Below are 18,644 nucleotides of genomic sequence, written 5' to 3' on the forward strand. Positions count from 1 at the left end.
GGAGCGTAAAGATCATGGATATGAATCAATATTTGGAAGTATTCATAGAAGAAAGCAAGGAGCATCTGCAGGCTTGCAGCGAAAAGCTTCTGGAATTGGAAAAAACACCTCAGGACCTTTTGATTGTTAACGAAATTTTCCGTTCTGCCCACACCCTTAAAGGTATGAGTGCAACAATGGGTTATGAAGACCTGGCAAGCTTGACCCATCAAATGGAAAACGTACTGGATGCAATCAGGAACGAAAAAATCAAAGTTAGCGCCGAACTCCTTGATGTTGTTTTTGAGGCAGTTGATCATCTGGAAGACATGGTTGTTTCCATTGCGGAAGGCGGAGACGGGAAAAAGGATGTTCATCTGACAGTTCAAAAACTAAAAATGATAGAAGATGGTCTGGAAGCACTATCTGAAACTGCTGCTGCAGCTCCGCCAGCTCCAGCTCCAGTCCCAAGGCAGATTTATGATGATTATGAACAAACAGTCATCCAGCAATCTGCTGAACAGGGATTTCATGCATACGAAATTACCGTCCAGCTTCGTGAGGACTGCCTGCTGAAAGCTGCCAGGGCATTCATGGTGTTTGAAATATTGGACAGAGCGGGAGAAGTCATCAAATCCGTGCCTCCTGTTGATCTCCTTGAAGATGAAAAATTCGATTTGCAATTTACAGCTGTTATTCTTTCAAAAGAAGAAGCAGGAGAACTGAAAGAAAAAATCAGCAAAGTATCGGAAATAGATTCAGTCATTATTGCTGACTTGCACCAAGCACCTCTCTCAAAAGCAGCAGACAATAACCTCGACAGAGCTGCGGTCGAAATACTGTCATTGTCTGAGGAAATTGGAGTGACAGAGGGTAAAGAAGACAGCAAAACTGTTACAAAAACTGCGGGTTCCAAGACAATCAGAGTGAATATTGAAAGACTTGATATTCTGATGAATTTATTTGAAGAACTAGTGATTGACAGAGGCAGGCTTGAACAAATATCTAAAGATCTCAATAATGGCGAGCTGGCAGAAACTGTGGAACGCATGTCCAGAATTTCAAGCGACCTTCAATCAATCATATTAAATATGAGAATGGTACCTGTTGAAACTGTTTTTAACAGATTTCCCCGCATGGTCAGACAATTAGCTAAAGATCTTCAAAAAAGCATTCATCTTGAAGTTGTGGGAGCAGAAACAGAGCTGGACAGGACTGTGATTGATGAGATTGGCGATCCACTTGTTCACCTGCTTAGAAATTCCATAGATCATGGCATTGAACTGCCTGAGACGAGAATCAGAAACGGCAAAGCTGAAGAAGGCACCATCATCTTGAAAGCCTACCACAGCGGAAATCATGTATTTATTGATATTGAGGACGATGGGGCAGGCATTCATAAAGATAAAGTACTGAAAAAGGCGATAGAACGAGGTGTAGTTACAGAGCAAATGGCTTCTGCACTCTCTGAAAAACAAATTTTCGAGTTAATACTTTCTTCAGGATTCTCAACCGCTGACCAAATATCTGATATTTCTGGAAGAGGAGTCGGGCTTGATGTGGTCAAAAGCACCCTTGAAGCTCTTGGAGGCACCATTTCTATAGATTCAGAGGAAGGGCGGGGCACCAGATTCTCCATTCAGCTGCCGCTGACTTTGTCTATCATTTCTGCCATGCTCGTGGAACTTGGTCAGGAAAAGTATGCTGTACCTCTTTCTTCTATTATTGAAACAGCTGTAATTAAAAAGGAAGAAATTCTGCACGCACACAATCAGACAGTGATTGATTTTAGAGGAAACATCGTTCCGGTGGTGAATTTAAAAGACATTTTTTCAGTTCCGGAAAGCGACAGCACGGCAAAAGAGTATATATCCCTTGTAATTGTACGAAAGGGAGAAAAAATGGCTGCACTTGTTGTTGATTCCTTTATTGGACAGCAGGAGGTCGTTCTAAAATCGCTCGGAAATTACCTTAATAACGTATTCGCCATCTCCGGGGCGACAATTCTTGGAGATGGGCAGGTTGCACTCATTATTGACTGCAACTCACTGATTAAATAAAGAGAAAGGAATGATTACATTGGCAGAAGAGCAGTCCAATGATATAAAAATTATCGTTTTTCAGCTTGGTAATGAAGAGTACGGCATTCCTGTCCACCAAGTCAGGTCAATTGAAAAAATGCAGCATATCACCAGAGTGCCGGGCACGAAAGAATTTATCACCGGGGTTATGAATTTAAGAGGAGTTGTAACACCAATTATTGATCTCAGGTCAAGATTTGGAATACAAGAAAAGCCTGATGATGATGCAACAAGAATCATCATCGTGTCTTTAGAAAAAATGGAAGCGGGCTTTATAGTGGATGCAGCAAATGATGTTTTGGATCTTAAGGCAGATTCCTTTGAACCTCCTCCAGAAGTAGTAGGCACATTAAAGGCTGAATATATAGACGGAGTTGTAAAAGAAGGCAAAAGACTGCTCGTTATGCTGAACATTGAATCTGTTCTCAGGGAAAAGGCAATTCCCGGTTTACAGGGAGCGTAATTAGTATGGGTGCTCCTTTAATAACTCAAAAAGGCCTCGATGTTGTTAAGGAGATTTCCAATATTGGTGCCGGCCATGCTGCAACTGCTCTGTCAAATTTGCTATCCAAGAAAATCTGCATGTCAATTCCATCAGTAGAAGTAGTCTCTTTTAACAAGCTTCACGAGTGGCTTCATGATCCAGATCTGATAGTGGCAAGCGTATTTCTTCGTTTAGAAGGGGATATTTCAGGTTCTATGTACTTACTTTTGAACAGGCCGGCTGCCGAAGCATTAATTAGGAAAGTGATAAAGGATAACTCTTTTTCCCTTGCTAAGCCGCCATACAATGAAGTAGGCATGTCTGCTTTAAAAGAGATAGGCAATATTCTGAGCAGCAGCTATCTTTCTGCGCTGTCGGATTTTACCCATCTCAGAGTTCACCCTTCTGTTCCGCTTGCTGCTGTTGACATGTTCGGTGCCATTATCAGCCAAGGGCTGCTGGAAGTATCACTTATGCATGATAGTGCCATTGCGCTGCAGACAGTGATGAAGGAGGAAGATCCGGGGGGCAGCACAGGTGCGCAGATATTGTTATTCCCTGATCCTGACGGAATCCTGTGTTTGGCAGAATCACTAGGGGGCTCTTATGAATAAAAAGGTGATAAAGGTGGGCATTGCAGAACTTGGGCTTGCTGCAGCACCGGATATTATTAGAACTTCCGGGCTTGGCTCCTGCGTGGGACTCATTATTTATGATGAACTGAAAGAAACCGCAGTTTTGGCCCATATTATGCTGCCGGATTCTTCTCTATCTAGAGCCGATGTCATGAATCCATATAAATATGCTGATACAGCAATTGCAGAAGCAGTTTATCAGCTTGCAAAAGCGGGATGCGATACCAAACAGTTAAAGGCAAAGATGGCTGGCGGAGCTCAGATGTTTCGTTTTCAGCCTTCCAGCGACCTAATGAGAATAGGACCGAGAAATGTTGAGGCAATATTGGAACAGCTGAAAAAACATGACATTCATCTTGTTTCCAGCGATATAGGAGGCAGCAGCGGCAGGACGGTTGAATTTGACCCTTCAACCTCACTCCTTTTTATCAAGACGGTAAATCAAGAATTAAAATATTTATAGATTTTAAGGGGGATAGAACGATGATATCTGCAGCATATGAGGAGCAATTGATTTGGGAGAAATGGACAGCAACACGAGATTCTGAAGCAGGAGATTACTTAATTCAACGTTATATGCCCCTCGTTTCCTATCATGTACAAAGAATATCAATCGGGCTGCCTAAATCAGTGATAAAGGATGAACTAATGAGCCTAGGTATGTACGGGCTTTACGATGCCCTCAAAAAATTTGACCCCGGCCGTGACTTGAAGTTTGATACGTATGCTTCATTCCGCATACGGGGCACGATTATTGACGGTCTTCGAAAGGAAGACTGGCTGCCCAGAAGCTCAAGGGAAAAGGCCAAGAAAATAGATGCCGCCATTGAAAAGCTTGAGCAAAAGCACCTTCGTAATGTTACACCCCGAGAAATTGCTGCAGAGCTCCGCATGTCTGAAGAAGATGTAGTTTGCATTGTGAATGAGGGCTTTTTTGCGAATGTTCTTTCTATAGATGACCAGCTTTTGGATCACGATGAAAGTGATCATCCGGGAATGATGATTAAGGATGAAAAAGCTGTCACTCCTGAAGATAAGCTGTTAAAAGATGAACTTCTCATGCAGCTGTCAGAGGTTATTGAAGAGCTGTCAGAAAAAGAACAGCTGGTAATCAGCCTCTTTTATAAAGAAGAGCTGACATTAACAGAAATAGGACAAGTTATGGAGCTGTCCACATCACGGATTTCCCAGATACACTCCAAAGCACTATTCAAACTTAGAAGAATCCTTGAGAAAGCCGTATAAGCACAAATTGCTTAAAAGCAGCAGGGAACTCCCGGATAAGGGCGGTATAATCGAGATATGACGACAATATTTTTTTTTATGAGCTTCATTTTACATGCTGTTTCCATCTATTTTATTATTCTGCTGTTCAGCAGATACAGCTCATTGAAGGATCTGGAAGCAGCGCAAAGACGCATGCTTGAAGAAACTGAACAATCATTGGCCGCTTATTTGCTGCAGATTCAAGAGGAAAATGACAAATTCCTGACATCCATCAGCAGACCTGAAAATAGAACAGCTGAAAACCCAATCAAAAACATAATAACAGATGTCAGTGAAAACGGTGGCTATGAAGAAAGTGATACAGAGTATCAGCCCCTGCTTGAAACTGCTCACATACAGGATCAGCTGGAGCTTTCAGCTTCACCGGCGCAGCCCGACTTAGAAAGAGCGCTGGAATTAGCTGAAAAAGGCTATAGTATTGAGGAGATTGCTAAAATGCTGAAAGCAGGTAAAACGGAAATCAGGCTTCTTCTGAAATTTCGTCAAAACTGATACATTGCAGCTTGATTCTGAGATGTCAGTATGTTATATTTACTCTTGGTGTTAATACACACGTTCACAGATTTAAGTATTTGGTGCTGTTATAATAACAGTTATACTTAGAGATGATGTTGAACGGAGGAAAAAAACCTAGGAGGAAAACACATATGTCAGTAATTTCTATGAAACAACTGCTTGAAGCTGGTGTGCATTTCGGTCACCAGACTCGCCGCTGGAACCCAAAGATGAAGAAATATATCTTCACAGAGCGTAACGGCATCTACATCATCGACCTTCAGAAAACAGTTAAGAAGGTTGAAGAAGCATACCACGTAATGAAAGATTACGCTATGAATGGCGGAACAATTCTTTTCGTTGGTACAAAAAAACAAGCTCAGGATTCAGTGAAAGAAGAAGCTGAGCGTTCAGGCATGTACTACGTGAATCAGCGCTGGCTGGGCGGAACATTGACTAACTTTGAAACAATTCAAAAGCGTATCAAGCGTCTGAAAGACATTGAAAGAATGCAAGAAGACGGCACTTTTGAAGTTCTTCCTAAGAAAGAAGTTGTTCAGCTTAAAAAAGAGCTTGAGCGCCTTGAAAAATTCTTGGGCGGAATTAAAGACATGAAGCAGCTGCCTGATGCATTGTTCATCATCGATCCTCGCAAAGAGCGCATCGCTGTTGCTGAAGCTCATAAACTAAACATTCCTATTGTAGGTATCGTTGATACAAACTGCGATCCGGACGAAATTGATCATGTTATTCCTGCAAATGACGATGCAATCCGTGCAGTTAAGCTTCTTACTTCCAAAATGGCAGATGCTATTCTTGAAGCTAAGCAAGGCGAAGAAGTAGCTGAAACTACAACTACAACTGCTTAATTTGCAAAAGGTGATAAGAGGGCAAACCTTTTATCACCTTTTTTAAAGAAAATATGGCTCAATGATTTAAAAATACATACATTCAATGGAATGATTAAAGGAGGAAGCTCTTATGGCAATTACTGCTCAAATGGTAAAAGAACTTCGTGAAAAAACTGGTGCAGGTATGATGGACTGCAAAAAAGCACTTACTGAAAGTAATGGAGATATGGATCAGGCGATTGATTATCTTCGTGAAAAAGGAATTGCAAAAGCTGCCAAGAAAGCTGACCGCATCGCTGCTGAAGGATCTACTATTATCAAAACTGACGGCAACGCAGCAGTTATCCTGGAAGTAAACTCTGAAACTGACTTCGTTGCGAAAAATGAAGGTTTTAAAGAACTTCTTAACACACTTGCAGACCACCTTCTTGCAAACAAGCCTGCTTCTGTTGAAGAAGCAAATGCTCAAAAAATGGAGAACGGTTCTTCTGTTGAAGAACACGTAAATTCCGCAATTGCAAAAATTGGAGAAAAACTTTCTCTTCGCCGCTTTGAAATTATTGAAAAAAATGATGGAGATGCTTTTGGTGCATACCTTCACATGGGAGGCCGCATCGGGGTGCTGACTTTGCTTGAAGGCACAACTGATGAAGCAGCAGCGAAAGATGTAGCAATGCATATTGCTGCTGTTAACCCTAAATACATTTCACGCGACCAGGTTTCTGAAGAGGAAGTACAGCGCGAGCGTGAAGTGCTGACTCAGCAGTCTTTAAATGAAGGCAAACCTGAAAACATCGTTGCTAAAATGGTTGAAGGCCGTCTTGGCAAATTCTTCGAAGAAATCTGCCTTCTTGAGCAGAGCTTCGTGAAAAACCCTGACCAAAAGGTGAAGCAATTTGTTGCTGCTGCAGGCGGAAATGTGAAAAGCTTCGTTCGCTTTGAAGTTGGAGAAGGCATAGAAAAGCGCCAGGACAACTTTGCTGAAGAAGTAATGAACCAGGTAAAAAAATAAATAATTATAGCATCCGTGCAGAATCATTTTGCAGGATTCTAAGAGACGGGGAACACACAAGTGTTCCCTGTTTTTGAAAAACGCTGAAACTGTTTCTTTTCTGCAAAGAAAAACTTGGAGGTTATTATGAGCAGTCCAAAATATAATAGAATTGTTTTAAAATTAAGCGGTGAAGCCCTGGCTGGTGAACAAGGTTTTGGGATTAATCCATCTGTGATTCAATCTGTTGCAAAACAAGTGAAAGAGATTGCAGAAATGGAAGTGGAAGTGGCTGTTGTAGTAGGAGGCGGAAACATCTGGCGCGGAAAAGTAGGCAGCGAGATGGGTATGGATCGAGCAACTGCTGACTATATGGGTATGCTTGCAACTGTCATGAACTCTTTGGCCCTTCAGGACAGTCTTGAAAACCATGGCATTCAAACGCGCGTTCAAACTTCCATTGAGATGAGACAGGTTGCAGAACCGTACATAAGAAGGAAAGCGATTCGCCACCTTGAGAAAAAACGAGTAGTTATTTTTGCTGCTGGTACTGGAAATCCTTACTTCTCTACAGATACCACTGCTGCTCTGCGTGCTGCAGAAATTGAAGCTGACGTTATTTTAATGGCTAAAAATAACGTAGACGGCGTTTACAATGCTGATCCTTTAAAAGATGAAAATGCAGTTAAATATGAAGAACTTTCTTATCTTGACGTTTTAAAAGAAGGCCTTGCTGTTATGGATTCTACAGCGTCCTCACTTTGTATGGATAATGACATTCCATTGATTGTATTCTCCATTATGGAAGAGGGCAACATTAAAAAAGCAGTACTTGGCGATAATATCGGAACTATTGTAAGGGGGAAATAAACATGGCTAATCAAACATTATCACAAGCAAAAGACAAAATGGAAAAAGCAATAGGCTCACTTAGCAGAGAGCTTGCCTCGGTCCGCGCCGGAAGAGCTAATGCTTCTATTCTTGACAGACTAACTGTGGATTATTATGGTGCTCCAACGCCTGTAAATCAGCTTGCTTCTATTAATGTTCCTGAAGCACGCATGCTCGTTATCCAGCCTTATGATAAATCTATTTTAGGCGAAATTGAAAAATCCATTCTGAAATCAGATTTAGGCTTAAACCCGACTAATGACGGAAATATAATTCGCATTACAATTCCTGCTTTAACAGAGGAAAGACGCCGCGATCTTGTTAAGCTTGTTAAGAAATACGGTGAAGAAGCGAAGGTAGCTGTCAGAAACATTCGCCGTGAGGCAAATGATGACCTGAAAAAGCTTGAGAAAAACGGCGAGATTACAGAGGACGAGCTTCGCGGGCACAATGAAAGCGTGCAAAAGCTCACTGATGAATATATTGTCAAGGTTGACAATACAGCTAAGGATAAAGAAAAAGAAATCATGGAAGTTTAATGAAAAAGTATGTACAATAGTATTGTGCAAAAGACCCTCTTAATGTTTACAGGGGGTTTTTTTGTTAATACTGTTTACTACTTAAAGGCTTATAGTGTGAACGCGGTGATGGAGGAATCACATGCTTAACTTTTTAAAAAAATTCAGGAAGGCTAAAGAGTCTTCGGTTGAATTAATAGATAAAATAAAAGAAATCAAATCCCGGGAAGTTCCGGAGCACATTGCAATCATAATGGATGGAAACGGCCGCTGGGCAAACAAACGGGCCCTGCCAAGAATAGCCGGCCATCACGAGGGGATGAAGGTCGTCCGAAAGATGACCAAGCTTTCAAATGAATTGGGTGTAAAGGCACTTACACTTTACGCTTTTTCAACAGAAAATTGGAAACGGCCCAAGCTTGAAGTGGATTACCTGATGAAGCTTCCAGAGGAGTTTTTAGAAACATTCCTGCCCGAACTGATTCAGGAAAATGTTCAGGTCAGGATCATGGGAGATAAAACCAGGCTTCCGGACCATACACTTCAAGCGGTAGAACAGGCTATACAGAAAACCAAGCAAAATGACGGGCTTGTTTTAAATTTCGCTTTAAATTACGGCAGCAGAGCGGAAATTATGGAAGCGGTAAAAACAGTGGCAGCTGAAATTGAAGAAGGTTCCCTGAAGTCTTCTGCCCTTGATGAAGATATGTTTTCAAAGTTTCTGATGTCAGGCAGCCTTAAAGACCCCGATTTGCTTATCAGAACAAGCGGTGAAATCAGGCTCAGCAACTTTATGCTCTGGCAGCTTGCATATACCGAATTCTGGTTTACTGATGTGCTTTGGCCGGATTTTAAAGAAGAGCATTTGGTTCAGGCTATAGCTGAATATCAACACCGTGGAAGAAGATTCGGCGGAATATAAGGGTGATGACACAAACATGAAACAAAGAATACTAACAGGGATTATCGCGGCAGCCTTATTTCTGCCAATTGTACTGTACGGAAATATTTCTTTTCTTTTAATGGTTTATTTGCTTGCTTCAATCTCTTTGTACGAATTGCTGAGAATGAAGAAGATTAACCTGTTCTCTTTTCCGGGGTTTGTCAGCTTGCTCACACTGTGGGTTTTACTGATACCCAACAGTCATATAATTCTCATGGACAACATAAATATCTCAAAGGTTGAGTTTGCTCTTTTAGCCATTCTCCTGTTTTTAACATACACAGTGGCAACCAAAAACAGATTTTCCTTTGATGATGTAGGGTTTGTCCTGCTTGCAACCATGTATATAGGAATTGGTTTCTTCTATTTAATTGAAACACGAAATCTTGGTTTGGAATATATTTTTTATGCCTTAATTGTTATATGGGTGACAGATTCCGGGGCTTATTTCATAGGAAAGTCTTTCGGAAAAAGAAAGCTATGGCCGGATATCAGCCCGAACAAAACGGTTGAAGGATCTGCAGGGGGAATACTTTGTGCGGTTTTGGCAGCAATAATCTTTCAATTTTTTACAGGCATGGAGGATTCCTACATAAAATTAATAGTTATCACCATCCTGCTGTCTGTTTTTGGACAAGTGGGAGATCTGGTGGAATCAGCGCTAAAGAGACAGTATCAGGTTAAGGATTCAGGACATATTCTCCCTGGGCACGGCGGGCTGCTTGACCGCTTTGACAGCTTGCTGTTTGTCCTGCCTATTCTGCACTTCCTGATCATTCTTTTGTAAGCCATTAAAGCGGAATAGGAGTGAAAACGTGAAAAAAATAACACTGCTGGGTTCAACAGGTTCAATTGGACAGCAAACCCTCGATGTCATCAGTGAACATCCTGAAGAATTTCAATTGGTGTCTCTTTCGTTCGGAGGAAACCTGGAGCTGGGAAGCAAGGCTATTAAAAAATATAAGCCGAAGTTTGTGGCTGTGAAGGACAAAGAAACTTTTTCAGCTATTCAGGAACTTTGTAAGGAAGTGGAAGGTGTTACGTACTCCTATGGCGAAGAAGGCCTCATAGAAGCTGCCGTCTACCATGATGCTGATCTTGTCGTGAATGCGGTCATTGGAAGCGTTGGTCTTGTTCCTACTTTGAAAGCCATTCAAGCTGGAAAAACAATTGCACTGGCAAACAAGGAAACGCTTGTGACGGCAGGGCATCTTGTGATGGAGGAAGCTGAGAAACACGGAGTTGATATTTTGCCGGTGGACAGCGAGCATTCTGCTATTTTTCAGTGCCTGCAGGGAGAAAACAAAAAAGAAATATCAAAATTAATCGTTACTGCTTCAGGCGGGAGCTTTCGAGACCGCAGCAGAGATGAACTGAATGATGTGACTGTTAAGGAGGCGCTGCATCATCCCAATTGGTCTATGGGTGCAAAAATTACAATAGACTCAGCAACGATGATGAATAAAGGACTGGAAGTGATTGAAGCGCACTGGCTGTTCGGTCTTCCCTACGAAAGAATAGAAGTTTTGCTTCACAGACAAAGTATCATTCACAGCATGGTTGAATACCACGACCGAAGCGTAATGGCGCAGCTTGGAACACCGGATATGCGAGTGCCGATTCAATATGCCATGTCATATCCAGGCCGCCTGCCGCTTCCATCTGCATCTTCCCTTCAATTGTGGGAAATTGGTGAACTTCATTTTGAAAAAGCAGACTTCAACCGCTATCGATGCTTACAATTCGCCTATGATTCAGGTAAAATTGGTGGTACAATGCCTACAGTGCTGAATGCTGCAAACGAAGAAGCAGTTGCGGCATTTCTCAACGGAAAAATAACATTTCTTCAAATAGAAGACTGGGTGGAAAAAGCGCTGGAGCAGCATAAAGCCGTCAGCAGGCCTGATTTGGAAACAATACACAAAGTGGATCTGGAAACAAGAAGATTTGTAGGTTCATTACTATCATAAAGGTGGGGTTACGTAAGTGAATACAGTGATAGCGTTTATCCTGATTTTCGGTGCGCTGGTTTTCTTCCACGAACTGGGGCATTTAGTCCTTGCAAAACGCGCCGGCATACTGTGCCGAGAATTTGCAATTGGTTTTGGTCCGAAAATTTTTTCTTACAGAAAAAATGAAACTCTTTATACAATCCGGCTTCTACCTGTTGGAGGATATGTCAGAATGGCCGGAGAGGACCCTGAAAACATAGAAGTAAAACCGGGCTACAATATCGGTCTCTTATTTAATAAAGAGGGTAAAGTCGAAAAAATTGTCCTGAATAATAAAGACAAATACCCCCAGGCAAGAGTAATTGAAGTTGAAAAAGCAGATTTGGAAAGAGCCATGATGATTACAGGCTATGAACAGGGAGAAGAAGAGAATCTGCAGCGTTTTGACGTTGCGGAAAAATCCTTTTTTATTGTCGATGGCCAGGAAGTTCAAATTGCTCCTTATAACAGACAGTTTGCTTCAAAATCACTGTCTCAAAGAACCCTTGCCATAGCCGCAGGCCCGGCAATGAATTTTGTACTTGCATTTGTTGTATTATTTCTGCTCGGCTTTATACAGGGTGCCCCAATAGATGAACCTATGCTTGGTAAACTTACGGCAGATGGCTCTGCAGCTGAAGCGGGGCTTCAGGAAGGTGACGTTGTTCAATCTATCGACGGGCAGGAAATGAGATCCTGGGAGGATGTTGTAGAAGTTATCCGTGAAAATCCAGAAACGTCCTTAGCGTTTGTAGTTGAAAGAAATGGAGAGACGCTGGAAGTACCGGTTGTTCCTGAGGCATTTGACACGGGAGAAAGCGAAATTGGAAGAATAGGTGCTTATAACCCTGTTGAAAAGAGCTTTCTCGGTTCGTTGCAGTATGGTGTAACTGAAACCTACACGTGGACAAAAGAAATCCTATTAGGACTTGGAAAACTGGTTACTGGGCAATTTTCAATCGATATGCTGTCAGGACCGGTAGGAATCTATGATATGACAGACCGCGTAGCGCAGTCTGGGGTAATCAACCTGCTTCGCTGGGCTGCCATCCTCAGCATCAATCTTGGCATTGTAAATATGCTGCCAATTCCTGCCCTTGACGGTGGAAGGCTTCTGTTTTTTGCCGTAGAAGCAGTAAGAGGAAAGCCGATTGACCGCCATATGGAAGGCATGGTCCATTTTATAGGCTTTGCTTTACTGATGCTGCTGATGCTGGTCGTTACATGGAATGACATACAAAGATTCTTCCTTTAAAAATAGAATAATTGAAAATAATTGAGGTGCTTATAAATGAAGCAAAGTATGACGTTTATTCCAACACTGCGCGAGGTGCCGGCTGATGCAGAAATAAAAAGCCATCAGCTCCTTCTTCGTGCAGGTTTTATGAGGCAAAATGCAAGCGGCCTCTACAGCTATTTGCCTCTTGCTCAAAGAGTACTTTCCAACATTCAGCAAATTGTCCGGGAGGAGATGGACAATGCAGGAGCGGCAGAGTTATTAATGCCTGCTCTTCAGCAATCTGAGCTGTGGGAAGAATCTGGCCGCTGGTATACGTACGGGCCTGAGCTTATGAGAATGAGAGACCGCCATGAACGTCAATTTGCGCTCGGTGCCACTCATGAAGAAGTGATTACAAGCCTTGTAAGAGATGAAGTAAAGTCATACAAACGGCTGCCCTTAACACTGTATCAAATTCAGACTAAGTTCCGTGACGAAAAAAGACCGAGATTCGGACTTCTCCGCGGACGTGAGTTTATCATGAAAGATGCCTATTCCTTTCATTCCAGCTCTGAAAGCTTGGATGAAATATACGACGGCCTCTTTAAGGCATACAGCAATATTTTTACCCGCTGCCAGCTGAATTTCAGGGCGGTTATTGCTGATTCCGGCGCAATGGGCGGCAAAGATACACATGAATTTATGGTTTTATCAGAAGTAGGGGAAGACACTATCGCTTATTCTGATTCATCAGCCTTTGCTGCAAACGTTGAGATGGCTCCGGTAATTGCCGGCAGCCCGGGAACTGATGAGCAGTCTGAAGAACTGGAAAGAGTTCATACTCCCCAGCAAAAAACCATTGAAGAAGTGGCAGAGTTTTTAAAAGTGACTAAAGAAAAACTGATTAAATCTGTCTTATTTAAAGCAGATGATAAGTTTATACTCGTTCTGGTAAGAGGAGATCATGAGGTTAATGATATTAAGCTTAAAAATCATTATAATGCTTCAGCAGTAGAAATCGCATCACCTGAAGAGACAGCGAAAGTTCTCGGCGTTCCAACAGGTTACATCGGTCCTGTGAATATGAAGGGGGAAGCAGTCATTCTTGCTGATCAAGCACTAAAGGGCTTGGTGAACGGGATCTGCGGTGCTAATGAAGAAGGATATCATTACACAGGTGTCGACCTATCCAGAGATGCCAAGATTGATAGCTTCTCCGACCTTCGTTTCATTCAGGAAGGAGACGCTTCTCCTGACGGTGAAGGGGTCATCAAGTTTGCCAAGGGAATTGAAGTCGGACATATCTTTAAGCTGGGTACAAGATACAGTGAGGCAATGAATGCAAGCTATCTTGATGAAAACGGTAGAAGCCAGCCAATGATTATGGGCTGCTACGGTATTGGAGTTTCAAGGACACTTGCTGCTATCGTGGAAGAGCACCATGATGATAAAGGTATCGTGTGGCCTGCCGAAGTAGCACCGTATGATCTTCACCTTCTTTCGGCAAACGCGAAAAACGCAGAGCAAGCCGAACTTTCAGAAAAACTGTATAAAGAGCTGCGCAGCAAGGGCTTTGATGTCCTGTATGATGACCGCCAGGAACGAGCGGGTGTGAAGTTCGCCGATTCCGACTTGATCGGCCTTCCGTTAAGGATTACTGTAGGCAAGCGTGCGGGAGAAGGCATCGTGGAAATTAAAGTCAGAAGAACAGGTGAGAGCTTTGAGTGTTCTGTTGAAGAGCTGCCTTTAAAAGCTGCTGACCTTATTGGAAAATAATTTTTTATAAAATCCAGTTAAAAAACATGTTACTATTATGATAAGAATGGAAAAGGTACCTCTTTTGGAGGTACCTTCAATGTTGTTAAGGGGGTTATAAAATGGATGGAGAGCTTTCCTTGCAGCACAGGGAACGGTTTCAGCTCCTTCTGCAGCAGATTGGCCTCACGGACGATCAATCTTTTCCTTATTTTCAAAATGGAGCTATTAAAAAGCTGACCGTAGAAAAGAAAAGCAAGAAATGGCATTTTGAATTTGCATTTCATGAGGTTCTGCCGTTTCAAGTTTATCAGATATTCAAGGCAAGGCTTTCACAGGCCTTTTCACATATTGCGTCCACTACATTCTCAATAACTTGTACAAGCCAGGAAAAGTGCGCTGAACTAGCCCCTCAGTACTGGCAGGCATGTCTTGAGGACATTGATGAAATATCGCCTCCAATCCTTGCTCTTCTCAATGAACAGCTGCCTGTCATTCAAGGTGTGAAGCTTACTGTTAAAACCAGAAGTGCAACGGAAGCTACGGCTATCAAACGCCGTTATCATCTGCTCATTCAGGAAAGCTATAAGCAATTCGGGTTTCCAGCATACCAGCTCGAAACAGAGGTTCAGCAGTCTGCTGAAGAGATAGAGCGGTTTCGTGAACTAAAAGAGCAGGAAGATCAGCAAAAAGCACTTCTGGCTGTGACTGAAATGGAAAAAGAGAAAGAAGCCGGGCAGTCAGGAGAACCTTCGGGACCTGTTATGATTGGCTACCCTATTAAAGCAGGCGAAGAAATTAAAACCATTCAGAGCATAGAAGATGAAGAGAGAAGAATTGTGGTTCAAGGCTATGTGTTTGATGCAGAGACAAAAGAGCTTCGGAGCGGGCGAACACTGGCCACTTTCAAAATCACCGATTATACGAGCTCTATCATGGTCAAAATGTTTGCAAGAGACAAAGAAGATGCGGCTCTTCTGCAAAATGTAAAAAAAGGAATGTGGCTGAAGGCGCGGGGAAGCATTCAAAATGATACATTTGTCAGAGATTTGGTCATGATTGCAAATGACATAAATGAAATACAGGCTGAAGAGCGCAAGGATACTGCTCCGGAAGGTGAAAAACGAGTTGAGCTGCACCTTCATTCTCCAATGAGCCAAATGGATGCAGTTACGTCGATCAGCAAATACGTAGCACAGGCTAAAAAATGGGGACACAAGGCAATAGCATTAACAGATCACGGCGTTGCTCAATCTTTTCCGGAAGCTTATTCTGCCGGAAAGAAAAACGGAATCAAAATACTATTTGGTGTCGAAGCAAACCTTGTAGATGACGGGGTGCCTATTGCCTATAATGACGCGAATATACACCTCGATGATGCAGCTTATATTGTTTTTGACGTAGAAACGACTGGTCTGTCGGCTGTGTACGATACCATCATTGAGCTTGCCGCCGTTAAAATAAAAGACGGTGAAATTGTGGACAGGTTTGAGTCTTTTGCAAATCCTCATCATCCACTGTCCGCCACTACGATTGACCTGACCGGAATAACAGATGATATGGTCAGAAATGCCCCGGAAGTAGAAGAGGTTTTGAGAAGATTCAAAGAATGGATAGGCAATGATATTCTCGTTGCCCACAATGCAAGCTTTGATATGGGCTTCCTGAATGCCGGATATAAAAAGCTGCTGAAAGCACCAAAAGCCGGTAATCCTGTCATTGATACGCTTGAACTTGCAAGGCTGCTGTATCCTGATTTGAAGAATCATAGACTGAACACTCTATGCAAAAGGTTTGATATCGACCTTACTCAGCATCACAGGGCTATTTATGACGCTGAAGCAACAGGCTATCTATTGCTGAAAATGTTAAAGGATGCTACTGAGAAAGGCATACAGAACCATAACCAGTTTAATGATTTTATGGGACAGGGTAACGCTTATCAGCGCTCAAGGCCCCATCATGTAACACTGATGGCTCAAAATGAGATCGGATTGAAAAATCTCTTTAAACTCGTCTCGCTCTCACATATTCAGTATTTCTTCAGAGTTCCGCGAATTCCCCGCTCTGTACTCCAAAAGCACAGAGAAGGATTGCTCGTTGGATCTGCATGTGACAAGGGAGAAGTATTTGAAGGAATGATGCAAAAATCTCCTGAAGAAGTTGAAGAAGCCGCTGCTTTTTATGATTATCTGGAGGTTCAGCCGCCTGAAGTTTATCAGCATCTAATAGAGCTGGACTATATTAAGGATGAATTCTCACTAAAAGAAATCATCTCCAATATTGTTTCTCTGGGCGAAAAGCTGGGAAAACCCGTAGCAGCTACAGGTAATGTCCATTACCTTAACGAAGAGGACAAAATATACAGGCAGATTTTAGTCAGTTCTCAGGGTGGGGCAAATCCGCTTAACAGGCATAAATTGCCCGACGTGCATTTCAGGACTACAAATGAAATGCTGGACTGCTTCTCTTTTCTGGATAAAGAAACAGCCAAAAAAATTGTTGTTGACAATCCTCAGCTGATTACGGACATGGTTGAAGATGTAAAGCCGATCAAGGATGATTTGTACACTCCTAAAATTGAGGGTGCAGATGAGGAAATGAGGGAAATGAGCTACTCCATGGCGAGGAGAATATATGGGGATGAGCTCCCTGAGCTGGTGGAAGCAAGACTTGAAAAGGAACTGAAAAGCATAATTGGACATGGGTTTGCGGTAATCTACCTGATCTCCCATAAGCTGGTGAAAAAGTCGCTTGATGATGGATATCTGGTTGGCTCAAGGGGGTCGGTTGGTTCATCCTTTGTTGCAACCATGACTGAGATCACAGAAGTAAACCCCCTGCCGCCGCACTATGTGTGTCCAAACTGCAAAAAATCGGAGTTCTTTAATGACGGATCAGTCGGTTCAGGATTTGACCTGCCTGACAAGGATTGTCCCCAATGCGGAACAAAGTATGTGAAGGACGGCCATGATATTCCTTTCGAAACGTTTCTTGGATTTAAAGGAGACAAAGTGCCTGATATTGATTTGAATTTCTCAGGCGAATATCAGCCGAAAGCTCATAATTATACGAAAGACTTGTTTGGTGAAGAATATGTATACCGCGCAGGTACGATCGGAACGGTTGCTGAAAAAACAGCGTACGGCTATGTGAAAGGATATGCTGGAGACCACAACCTGCACCTTCGGAATGCGGAAATAGACCGTCTTGTTCAGGGCTGTACAGGTGTGAAACGGACGACGGGACAACATCCCGGGGGGATCATTGTAGTTCCGGATTATATGGATATTTACGATTTTTCTCCGATTCAGTTCCCGGCAGATGCTGCAGGATCAGAATGGAAAACAACACACTTCGATTTTCACTCTATCCATGATAATCTTTTAAAGCTGGATATTCTGGGACACGATGATCCGACAGTGATCAGAATGCTTCAGGATCTCAGTGGAATTGATCCTAAAACCATTCCTACGGATGACCCTGAAGTGATGAAGATATTCAGCGGAACAGAATCCCTCGGTGTGACACAGGAACAAATACTGTGTAAAACAGGTACACTTGGCATACCGGAGTTTGGTACGCGCTTTGTACGACAAATGCTTGAGGATACAAAGCCAACGACTTTTTCGGAACTTGTTCAAATTTCCGGTTTGTCTCACGGAACTGATGTATGGCTCGGAAATGCTCAGGAATTAATTCATAACGGGACATGCACGCTCAGCGATGTAATTGGATGCCGTGATGACATCATGGTTTATTTAATCTATCAGGGGCTGGAACCATCTCTGGCGTTCAAAATCATGGAATCAGTCCGTAAAGGTAAAGGGCTGACTCCTGAGATGGAAGAAGAAATGAAAAAGAATAACGTTCCTGCCTGGTACATTGACAGCTGCCTGAAGATTAAGTATATGTTCCCCAAAGCGCATGCTGCCGCATACGTGCTGATGGCGGTCAGAATCGCTTACTTCAAAGTTCATCTGCCTCTTTTATACTATGCAGCTTATTTTACTGTCAGAGCGGACGACTTTGAAATTGACACAATGATTAAGGGCTCAGCTGCCATCAAGGCAAAAATTGAAGAAATTAATGCAAAGGGGCTTGATGCCTCTACAAAAGAAAAAAACCTCTTAACTGTTCTGGAAATTTCACTTGAAATGAGCGAACGAGGCTACTCCCTTCAGAAAGTGGATCTCTACCGGTCCAGTGCTTCTGAATTTATTATTGACGGGGACACCTTGATTCCGCCTTTCAATTCTATTCCGGGACTCGGTACCAACGTAGCGTTAAATATTGTTAAAGCAAGGCAAGAAGGAGAGTTTCTATCCAAAGAAGACCTTCAGCAGAGGGGCAAGGTATCTAAAACGCTTATAGAGTATCTTGATAACCACGGCTGTCTGGAAGCACTTCCGGATCAAAATCAGCTTTCCTTATTCTAGGATTACATTTGCATAAAAAACCTGGTTATGTTATATTTTTTATGGAAATGCTATGCATACGAGGACAAAGAGTGGGGAAACCCGC

At 42.6% G+C, this 18,644-nt stretch carries 16 protein-coding genes; all 16 read left to right on the plus strand.

What is annotated here, in order from left to right:
• Positions 1-14 precede the first annotated feature (14 nt).
• Positions 15-2,039, plus strand: coding sequence for a chemotaxis protein CheA (locus GJU40_RS00335; protein WP_154305729.1), 2,025 nt, complete (start codon positions 15-17; stop codon positions 2,037-2,039).
• A 10-nt stretch (positions 2,040-2,049) separates the two neighbouring features.
• Complete coding sequence (locus tag GJU40_RS00340) at positions 2,050-2,523, plus strand: chemotaxis protein CheW (protein WP_154305731.1); 474 nt, start codon at positions 2,050-2,052, stop codon at positions 2,521-2,523.
• Positions 2,524-2,528: 5 nt separating this feature from the next.
• A complete protein-coding gene (locus tag GJU40_RS00345; protein ID WP_154305733.1) occupies positions 2,529-3,158 on the plus strand; it encodes a chemotaxis protein CheC in 630 nt (209 codons plus the stop codon).
• Complete coding sequence (locus tag GJU40_RS00350; RefSeq protein WP_154305735.1) at positions 3,151-3,642, plus strand: chemotaxis protein CheD; 492 nt, start codon at positions 3,151-3,153, stop codon at positions 3,640-3,642. The genes GJU40_RS00345 and GJU40_RS00350 overlap by 8 nt, the downstream gene beginning before the upstream one ends.
• 20 nt (positions 3,643-3,662) lie before the next feature.
• Positions 3,663-4,424, plus strand: a complete 762-nt coding sequence (locus tag GJU40_RS00355) for a FliA/WhiG family RNA polymerase sigma factor (RefSeq protein ID WP_154305737.1) — start codon at positions 3,663-3,665, stop codon at positions 4,422-4,424.
• Positions 4,425-4,481: 57 nt separating this feature from the next.
• The gene (locus GJU40_RS00360; RefSeq protein WP_170289284.1) at positions 4,482-4,958 is read left to right on the plus strand and encodes a DUF6115 domain-containing protein; all 477 of its coding nucleotides are present in this window, start codon (positions 4,482-4,484) and stop codon (positions 4,956-4,958) included.
• A gap of 155 nt (positions 4,959-5,113) precedes the next feature.
• Positions 5,114-5,830, plus strand: coding sequence for a 30S ribosomal protein S2 (gene rpsB, locus GJU40_RS00365; RefSeq protein ID WP_154305741.1), 717 nt, complete (start codon positions 5,114-5,116; stop codon positions 5,828-5,830).
• 112 nt (positions 5,831-5,942) lie between these two features.
• A complete protein-coding gene (gene tsf / locus GJU40_RS00370; protein ID WP_154305743.1) occupies positions 5,943-6,824 on the plus strand; it encodes a translation elongation factor Ts in 882 nt (293 codons plus the stop codon).
• A gap of 126 nt (positions 6,825-6,950) precedes the next feature.
• Positions 6,951-7,673, plus strand: a complete 723-nt coding sequence (gene pyrH, locus GJU40_RS00375; RefSeq protein ID WP_154305744.1) for a UMP kinase — start codon at positions 6,951-6,953, stop codon at positions 7,671-7,673.
• 2 nt (positions 7,674-7,675) lie between these two features.
• Positions 7,676-8,233, plus strand: a complete 558-nt coding sequence (gene frr / locus GJU40_RS00380; protein ID WP_154305746.1) for a ribosome recycling factor — start codon at positions 7,676-7,678, stop codon at positions 8,231-8,233.
• 121 nt (positions 8,234-8,354) lie between these two features.
• Positions 8,355-9,134, plus strand: coding sequence for an undecaprenyl pyrophosphate synthase (gene uppS / locus GJU40_RS00385; protein ID WP_154305748.1), 780 nt, complete (start codon positions 8,355-8,357; stop codon positions 9,132-9,134).
• A gap of 16 nt (positions 9,135-9,150) precedes the next feature.
• Positions 9,151-9,942, plus strand: coding sequence for a phosphatidate cytidylyltransferase (locus GJU40_RS00390; RefSeq protein ID WP_154305750.1), 792 nt, complete (start codon positions 9,151-9,153; stop codon positions 9,940-9,942).
• Positions 9,943-9,970: 28 nt separating this feature from the next.
• Positions 9,971-11,125, plus strand: a complete 1,155-nt coding sequence (gene dxr / locus GJU40_RS00395; protein WP_343031317.1) for a 1-deoxy-D-xylulose-5-phosphate reductoisomerase — start codon at positions 9,971-9,973, stop codon at positions 11,123-11,125.
• 16 nt (positions 11,126-11,141) lie between these two features.
• Positions 11,142-12,401 carry an RIP metalloprotease RseP gene (gene rseP, locus GJU40_RS00400; protein WP_343031318.1) on the plus strand — a complete coding sequence of 420 codons (1,260 nt, stop codon included), beginning with the start codon at positions 11,142-11,144 and terminating at the stop codon, positions 12,399-12,401.
• A gap of 36 nt (positions 12,402-12,437) precedes the next feature.
• Positions 12,438-14,141, plus strand: a complete 1,704-nt coding sequence (locus GJU40_RS00405) for a proline--tRNA ligase (RefSeq protein WP_154305752.1) — start codon at positions 12,438-12,440, stop codon at positions 14,139-14,141.
• 101 nt (positions 14,142-14,242) lie between these two features.
• A complete protein-coding gene (locus tag GJU40_RS00410) occupies positions 14,243-18,559 on the plus strand; it encodes a PolC-type DNA polymerase III (protein ID WP_154305754.1) in 4,317 nt (1,438 codons plus the stop codon).
• Positions 18,560-18,644 lie beyond the last annotated feature (85 nt).

Origin of the sequence: Metabacillus lacus (genome assembly GCF_009674805.1) — a bacterium.
Lineage (GTDB): Bacteria > Bacillota > Bacilli > Bacillales > Bacillaceae > Metabacillus_C > Metabacillus_C lacus.